The 8,029-nt window shown below is 67.8% G+C and carries 6 protein-coding genes; 5 read left to right on the forward strand and 1 reads right to left on the reverse strand.

Annotation, left to right across the window (positions count from 1 at the left end; genetic code table 11):
* The first annotated feature begins 52 nt into the window (after positions 1-52).
* The 4 genes from AOK11_RS01520 to mmsB all read left to right on the forward strand — a co-directional run bounded on the left by AOK11_RS01520 (position 53) and on the right by mmsB (position 5,173).
* Positions 53-1,021, forward strand: coding sequence for a hypothetical protein (locus AOK11_RS01520; protein WP_055591790.1), 969 nt, complete (start codon positions 53-55; stop codon positions 1,019-1,021).
* Positions 1,022-1,209: 188 nt separating this feature from the next.
* Complete coding sequence (gene chvE, locus AOK11_RS01525) at positions 1,210-2,322, forward strand: multiple monosaccharide ABC transporter substrate-binding protein (RefSeq protein ID WP_206188752.1); 1,113 nt, start codon at positions 1,210-1,212, stop codon at positions 2,320-2,322.
* 59 nt (positions 2,323-2,381) lie between these two features.
* A complete protein-coding gene (mmsA, locus tag AOK11_RS01530) occupies positions 2,382-3,932 on the forward strand; it encodes a multiple monosaccharide ABC transporter ATP-binding protein (RefSeq protein ID WP_055591792.1) in 1,551 nt (516 codons plus the stop codon).
* Complete coding sequence (gene mmsB, locus AOK11_RS01535) at positions 3,929-5,173, forward strand: multiple monosaccharide ABC transporter permease (RefSeq protein WP_055591793.1); 1,245 nt, start codon at positions 3,929-3,931, stop codon at positions 5,171-5,173. The genes mmsA and mmsB overlap by 4 nt, the downstream gene beginning before the upstream one ends.
* Positions 5,174-5,186: 13 nt before the next feature.
* Here mmsB and AOK11_RS01540 read toward each other — a convergent pair whose 3' ends face one another.
* Positions 5,187-6,431, reverse strand: a complete 1,245-nt coding sequence (locus AOK11_RS01540) for an RNA-guided endonuclease InsQ/TnpB family protein (RefSeq protein WP_055591794.1) — start codon at positions 6,429-6,431, stop codon at positions 5,187-5,189.
* A gap of 382 nt (positions 6,432-6,813) precedes the next feature.
* Between AOK11_RS01540 and AOK11_RS01545 the strand changes: the two genes are divergently transcribed.
* On the forward strand, positions 6,814-7,974 hold the full coding sequence (locus tag AOK11_RS01545) for an aldose epimerase family protein (RefSeq protein ID WP_055591795.1): 1,161 nt from the start codon (positions 6,814-6,816) through the stop codon (positions 7,972-7,974).
* The last annotated feature ends 55 nt before the right edge of the window (positions 7,975-8,029 follow it).

The following is an 8,029-nucleotide window of genomic DNA, read 5'->3' on the forward strand; positions in this document are numbered from 1 at the left end:
CCCTCCCACGGGTCGCGAACCTCGTCCGATATACCGAACAAAAGGACATCCTGTGACCGACGCTTCCGCCAAGGCAGCCCGCAGGCCCGGTGAGCAGGCGCTCACCGCGCTCGGCCTGGGCGCTCCCGCCCCCGACCCCGCCGACGCCTCGCCGCACTCCTTTCCCGGCGGCGGCCGCTGGCGCACCGAGGTCCCCTCCTGCGAGGGGCCCGAGGCGCTGGCGGTGGTTCTGAAGGAGGCTTCCCGGCTGGACGTGCCGATCCACCGGATCAGCCAGGGCAGCGGCGTCTGGATGCTGACCGACGCCGAGATCACCGAGATGGCCGAGGCCACCGCCGAACGGGACATCGAGCTCTGCCTGTTCACCGGTCCGCGCGGCACCTGGGACATCGGCGGCTCCACCCGCACCGACTCGCGCGGCGCCGGACCGCGCGCCCGGGGCCACGACGCGGTCGCCGGCTGCGTCGAGGACGCCGTACGGGCGACGGAGCTGGGCGTCAAGTGCCTGCTCGTCGCCGACGAGGGGGTGCTGTGGACGCTGCACCGGGCGCGGGCGGCCGGGATCATTCCGCAGGACACCACCCTGAAGGTCTCGGCGCTCATCGGACCGGTCAACCCGGCCTCGTACGCGGTGTACGAGCAGCTCGGCGCCGACTCGGTCAACGTGCCCAGCGACCTGACGCTCGATCATCTCACCGAGATCAGAAGGGTCTCGGCCACCCCGATGGACATGTACATCGAGGCCCCCGACGACCTCGGCGGCTACGTCCGGATGTACGAGGTGGCCGAACTGATCCGGCGCGGCGCGCCGTTGTACCTGAAGTTCGGCCTGTCCAAGGCGCCCGGGATCTATCCGTACGGGCACCACATGCGGGACGTCACCCTCGCCAGCGCCAAGGAGCGGGTGCGGCGCGGCCGACTCGCTCTGGACCTGCTCGCCCGCCACGGCGCGGACGGCGACATGGCCCCGCTCGGTTCACGGCTCCCGGGGGATCTGCGCAGGTTCGGCATCTCGTCATAACGTTCCGGAAACTCGACTTCACAGAAGCAGACACAGACGCGCACAATCCCACACACCCCTTTCTCGGGATTGCCCAGCACCTCTTCGCACCGCACCGCCCCGCACCGCAGCCTCACCGTCAAATCCCTTGGCCCGAAAGTGACTTCGCGTCTCCGGGCCGCCCTGCACACACACCGAGGATGATGATCATGCGTAATCGCAGAGCCGCCATCGCCGCCGTGGCCACCGCCGCTTCCCTCGCCCTCACCCTGTCCGCCTGCGGCCAGAGCGGCGAGGGCGGCAGCGAGGAGGACAAGTCGGGCTCCGAGGGAGCGACCATCGGCATCGCGATGCCGACCAAGTCCTCCGAGCGCTGGATAGCCGACGGCGACAACGTCGTGAAGGACCTGGAGTCCAAGGGCTACAAGACCAAGCTGGTCTTCGGCGAGGACGACCCGGACCAGCAGGTCGCCCAGGTCGAGAACCTGATCACGCAGGACGTCAAGGCGCTGATCGTCGCGGCGATCGACAACAAGTCGCTGAACAACGTCCTGCAGCAGGCCAAGGACGCCGACATCCCGGTGATCTCCTACGACCGCCTGATCCTCGGCACGGAGAACGTCGACTACTACGCCTCGTTCGACAACGAGAAGGTCGGCGCACTCCAGGGCGACTACATCGTCGACAAGCTCGGTCTGAAGGACGGCAGCGAGAAGGGCCCCTTCAACATCGAGCTGTTCGCCGGCTCCAACGACGACAACAACACCCGCTACTTCTTCCAGGGCGCGATGAACGTCCTGCAGCCCTACATCGACAAGAAGCAGCTCGTCGTCAAGTCCGGCCAGACCGAGCTGAACCAGGTCACCACCCTGCGCTGGGACGGCGGCACCGCCCAGAAGCGCATGGACGACATCCTGACCTCGTCCTACAAGAGCGGGCGGGTCGACGCGGTCCTCTCCCCGTACGACGGCATCTCCATCGGCATCCTGTCGGCGCTGAAGTCGGACGACTACGGCTCCAAGAACAAGCCGCTGCCGATCGTCACCGGCCAGGACGCCGAGGTCGCCTCGGTGAAGTCGATCATCGCCGACCAGCAGTCCATGACGGTCTACAAGGACACCCGCGAGCTCGCCAAGGTCGCCACGAACATGGTCGACGCGCTCCTGAACGACAAGAAGCCCGAGGTCAACGACACCAAGACCTACGACAACGGGGCGAAGGTCGTGCCGGCCTACCTGCTGGAGCCGGTCGCCGTGGACAAGGCCAACTACCAGGAGGCCGTGGTCGACTCCGGCTACATCAAGGAGAGCGACCTCAAGTAGACGACCACGAGCAGACAGCTCGAACACCGCCGTACCCCTACGGACTGGAAGGCACGACCATGGCGGGACCCGTCCTGGAAATGCGCTCGATCGTCAAGACCTTTCCCGGCGTCAAGGCGCTGTCGGACGTCACTCTGACCGTCCAGCAGGGCGAGGTCCACGCCATCTGCGGCGAGAACGGCGCCGGCAAGTCGACCCTCATGAAGGTCCTCTCCGGCGTCCACCCGCACGGCACCTACGAGGGGGAGGTCCTCTTCGAGGAGGAACTCTGCCGGTTCAAGGACATCAGGGCCAGCGAGCAGCAGGGCATCGTCATCATCCACCAGGAGCTCGCCCTGGTGCCGTACCTCTCCATCGCGGAGAACATCTTCCTCGGCAACGAGCACGCCAAGCGCGGCCGCATCGACTGGCACGAGACGCTGCGGCACGCGACCGAGCTGCTGCGCCGGGTGGGGCTCGACGACCACCCGGACACCCGGGTCGCCGACATCGGCGTGGGCAAGCAGCAACTGGTGGAGATCGCCAAGGCGTTGGCGAAGAAGGTGAAGCTGCTCATCCTCGACGAGCCGACCTCCGCGCTCAACGACGAGGACAGCGGCAAGCTGCTCGACCTGATCCTCCAGCTGAAGGAACAGGGCATCACCTCGATCATCATCTCCCACAAGCTGAACGAGATCCGCACGGTCGCCGACTCGGTGACGATCCTGCGGGACGGGCGGACCATCGAGACGCTCGACGTGAAGGCCGCGGAGACCACCGAGGACCGGATCATCAGCGGAATGGTCGGCCGCGACCTCGAGCACCGCTTCCCGGAGCGGACCCCGCACCACCCGGAGGAGGGCACCGCCCCCGCCCTCGAGGTGCGCAACTGGACCGTGCACCACCCCATCGACCAGCAGCGCAAGGTCGTCGACGACGTGTCCCTGGAGGTCCGGCGCGGCGAGATCGTCGGCATCGCCGGCCTGATGGGCGCCGGCCGCACCGAGCTGGCGATGAGCCTGTTCGGCCGCACCTACGGCCGGCACGCGGGCGGCACCGTCCTCAGGGACGGCAAGGAGATCCGTACCAAGACCGTCCCCGAGGCGGTGCGGCACGGCATCGCGTACGTCACCGAGGACCGCAAGCACTACGGCCTGAACCTCATCGACACCATCAACCGCAACATCTCGCTCAGCGCCCTCGGCAAGGTCGCCCGGCGGGGAATCGTGGACGAGCACGAGGAACGCCAGGTCGCCGAGGGCTTCCGCACGTCCATGAACATCAAGGCGCCGACGGTCTTCGAGCCGGTGGGCAAGCTGTCCGGCGGCAACCAGCAGAAGGTCGTCCTCAGCAAGTGGATCTTCGCCGGTCCCGAGGTGCTGATCCTGGACGAGCCGACCCGCGGCATAGACGTCGGCGCCAAGTACGAGATCTACACGGTCATCGACCAACTGGCCGCCGAGGGCAAGGCGGTCGTCTTCATCTCCTCCGAGCTGCCCGAACTGCTCGGCATGTGCGACCGCATCTACACGATGGCCGCCGGGCGGCTGACCGGGGAGTTCTCGCGGGCCGAGGCATCCCAGGAATCGCTGATGCGTCAGATGACGAAGGACAAAGAGGTAACCCGATGAGCACGGATGTCACCGACAAGACCCCGGCCGCCGCGCCGCCGGGCAGGAACGGGACGGGCACCGGTGACGGCCTGCTCCAGCTGATGCTGGACGGCATGCGCCGCAACATGCGCCAGTACGGCATGCTGATCGCCCTCGGCCTGATCGTGGTGCTGTTCGCGGTGTGGACCGACGGCGACCTGCTGCTGCCGCGCAACGTGTCCAACCTGGTGCTGCAGAACAGCTACATCCTGATCCTCGCGATCGGCATGATGCTGGTCATCATCGCCGGCCACATCGACCTGTCGGTCGGCTCGCTGACGGCGTTCGTCGGCTCGATGGCCGCCGTGTTCATGGTCCGCAACGACCTGCCCTGGCCCGTCGCGGTGCTGCTGTGCCTGGCCGTGGGCGCGATCGCGGGCGCGGTACAGGGGTGGTTCATCGCGTACGGCGGGCTGCCGTCGTTCATCGTGACCCTGGCGGGCATGCTCACCTTCCGCGGTCTGACCGAGATCTTCCTCGACGGCCAGACCCTCGGCCCGTTCCCGAAGGGGCTGCAGACGACCGCCAACGGCTTCCTGCCCGAGGTCGGCCCGGACACGAACTATCACAACCTCACCCTGCTGCTCGGCCTCGGACTGATAGCCCTCGTGGTGCTCCAGGAGGTCCGCGACCGGCGCCGCCAGCAGGAGTTCGCCCTCGACGTCCTGCCCACCAAGCTGTTCCTGCTGAAGCTGGTGGCGCTGACCGCCGCCATCCTCACCGTCACGCTGCTGCTGGCCAGCTACAAGGGCGCCCCGATCGTGCTGCTGATCCTCGGCGCGCTGCTCGTCGGCTTCGGCTACGTGATGCGCAACGCCGTCATCGGCCGCCACATCTACGCCATCGGCGGCAACCTGCCCGCGGCCAAGCTGTCGGGCGTGCGGGACAAGAAGGTCACCTTCCTGGTCTTCCTGAACATGGGCATGCTCGCGGCCCTGGCGGGTCTGGTCTTCGCCGCCCGCTTCAACGCGGCCTCGCCCAAGGCCGGCCTCAACTTCGAACTCGAGGCGATCGCGGCCGCGTTCATCGGCGGCGCGTCGATGAGCGGCGGTGTCGGCACCGTGCTCGGTGCCATCATCGGCGGTCTGGTCCTGGGCGTGCTGAACAACGGCATGAACCTCGTCGGCGTCGGCACCGACTGGCAGCAGGTCATCAAGGGCCTGGTGCTCCTGGCGGCGGTCGGCTTCGACGTGTGGAACAAGCGCAAGGTCGGTTCTTGACATGCTCCCTGGCCTAAGGCCCAGGGATTCCGGTCTGGGCCGTCTGACCCTTCCGGGGGCTTCCTGCTTCACCGCGCTGTGCGGGCACACGTGCCCGTCTTACCGGCACTCCACAGGCGTTTCGCGTCTCCGCCCGTCCGGCGGCGACGATACGGCGTCCTTCGAACAGGACGTTGCAGGCTGCGTTGTGGTCACGGTCGTGCACGGTGCCGCACGCCCCGCACGTCCACTCCCTCACGTGCAGGGGTTTGGGAACGTCCCGGAAGCCGCAGGCCGAGCAGATCTGAGAGGACGGGAAAGCACGGTCCACCTGGGCGAAGGTGCGGCCGTGCTTGACCGCCTTGTACTCCAGCATCCGGACGAACGCGGACCATCCCGCGTCGTACACGGACTTGGCAAGCCGGGTGCGGCCGAGACCGGACACCGCGAGGTCCTCCACGTACACCGCTTGGTTGTCGCGGATGATTTGTGTGGATGCCTTGTGTTGGAAGTCCCGGCGCTGGTTCGCGACCTTCGCGTGACAGCGTGCGACCTTGCGGCGGGCCTTGGCCCAGTTCTTCGATCCTTTCGTCTTCCGAGACAGCTCCCGCTGACCGCGCTTGAGTTTCTTCTCCGCCCGGCGCAGGAAGCGCGGGCTTCCGATCTTCCGCCCGTCGGAGAGGACTGCGAAGGCGGTCAGGCCGAGGTCGATACCGGTATCGACCTCGGCCTTGGGGAGAAGGTCCGGTTCGGTGTCCACGACGAAGCTGAGGAAGTGCCGTCCACAGCTGTCCCGGGTGACGGTCAACGACGTGGGTGCGGCCGGAAGCGGGCGGGACCACCTCACCGCCAGTTCACCGACCTTGGCCACATACACCGTGCCGTTCTCCCTCAGAGAGAAGGCGCTGGCGGTGAGACGGACCGACTGACGGGTGTCCTTCTTCGACTTGTAGCGGGGAGGGCCTGCCTTGCGGCCCTTCCGCTTGCCTTTGAGGCTGTCGAAGAAGTTCTTGTAGGCGGCATCCAGATCCCGCAGGGACTGCTGCAGGACAACCGCGGAGACGTCGGCGAACCAGGCGCGCTCGTTGGTGCGCTTGGCCTGGGTGATGCGCAGCCGGGACAGCTCCGCCGACGTCACGTACGGCAGCCCGGCCGCGTGCGCTTCCTTCCGGTCGCGCAGGCAGTCGTTCCACACCACACGGGCACACCCGAAGGCACGCGCCAGCGCACGGCGCTGGGAGGCATCCGGGTAGGCCCGATAGTTATAGCGAAGCTGCACGAACCAAAACGCTACGGCCATTTCCCTCAACGCGTCACGGAACAACGAAAGGCATATAAGACGCATTACTTCCATGAGGGAGAGATGCGCTTGACCCTTGTGACGCGGTACCGGCACGAGATGTTGACATGCTGCGCAGAGGTCATGCGCACGGTCTGCGAGGAAGGGGAAATGAAGAAGTTCGGCGGGCGCTCACGACCACGTTCACCTCCTGATCCGCCACTCCATCGAACAGCAACAACGTGCGCTCTGAGGTGCACGTCAAAACAGCCTTGAGACGCCTTCGCCCCCGGCGTATGCGCTGAGGCCTTCTGTAAGAGTCCTCGGTCAGTCAGCTCGGGCCCGCCGGACGGCGGGGCCCCTTCCCTTTCGGGAGTTGCACATGGAACTGAGCAGACGCACGGTCATCGCAGGAGCCGGAGCGGCGGCGGCCGGAGCGGCCGCCACCACCGCCCTCGGCGGTACGGCCCACGCCTCACCGGGCAGGGGGAAGCCGGCGCGGACCCTCTTCGGCCGGCTCGCCGACGGCACGAAGGTGCACAGCTGGTCGCTGGCCAACGGCGGGACCCGGATGAAGGTCCTGTCCTACGGCGGCATCGTCCAGTCGCTGGAGGTCCCCGACCGCCGGGGCCGCCACGCCAACGTCTCCCTCGGCTTCGACACGCTGGAGGAGTACGTCGCCTCCAGCCCGTACTTCGGCGCCCTGATCGGCCGCTACGGCAACCGGATCGGCAAGGGCCGCTTCACCCTCGACGGCACGGCCCACCAGCTCTCCGTCAACGACGGCGCCAACAGCCTGCACGGGGGCGCCCAGGGCTTCGACAAGCGGGTCTGGGACGTCGAGCCGTTCACCGAGGGGTCCGACGTCGGACTGCGCCTGTCCTACGTCGGCGCCGACGGCGAGATGGGCTACCCGGGCACCCTGCGGACGAAGGTGACGTACACCCTCACCCGGCACGGCGACTGGCGCGTCGACTACGCGGCCACCACCGACCGGGCCACCGTCGTCAACCTCACCAGCCACGTCTACTGGAACCTCGCCGGCGAGAGCAGCGGCTCCGTCGGCGACCACGAGCTGTCCATCGCCGCCACCCGCTACACGCCGGTCGACGCGGGACTGATCCCCACGGGCGAACTGGCCCGGGTCGGTGGCACCCCCTTCGACTTCCGCGGCGCCAAGCCGATCGGCCGGGACCTCCGCGTCGCCCACCCACAGGTGTTGTACGGGCAGGGGTTCGACCACAACTGGGTGCTCGACAAGGGTGTCAGCGCCCGCCCCGGGCACGCCGCCACCCTGCGCGACCCGTCCTCCGGCCGCACCCTGCGGATCGCCACCACCGAACCCGGACTGCAGTTCTACTCCGGCAACTTCCTCGACGGCACCCTCGTCGGCACCGGCGGGCGGGTCTACCGCCAGGGCGACGGGCTGTGCCTGGAGACCCAGCACTTCCCGGACTCGCCGAACCAGCCGTCGTTCCCGTCGACCGTGCTGCGGCCGGGCGAGACGTACCGGACGACGACGGTGCACTCCTTCGACGCCTGAGCCCCGAACACGGGTCCTGACGGGCCGGGGGAGGCCCGCCCCGGGGCGGGTGACG

This window comes from Streptomyces hirsutus, from assembly GCF_001418415.1.
Taxonomy (GTDB): Bacteria; Actinomycetota; Actinomycetes; order Streptomycetales; family Streptomycetaceae; genus Streptomyces; species Streptomyces hirsutus.

Bases quoted from the DNA above. Each gene is read 5' to 3' on its own strand.
- AOK11_RS01545 (WP_055591795.1), top strand. From the start codon at position 6,814: ATGGAACTGAGCAGACGCACGGTCATCGCAGGAGCCGGAGCGGCGGCG.
- mmsA (WP_055591792.1), top strand. From the start codon at position 2,382: ATGGCGGGACCCGTCCTGGAAATGCGCTCGATCGTCAAGACCTTTCCC.
- mmsB (WP_055591793.1), top strand. From the start codon at position 3,929: ATGAGCACGGATGTCACCGACAAGACCCCGGCCGCCGCGCCGCCGGGC.
- chvE (WP_206188752.1), top strand. From the start codon at position 1,210: ATGCGTAATCGCAGAGCCGCCATCGCCGCCGTGGCCACCGCCGCTTCC.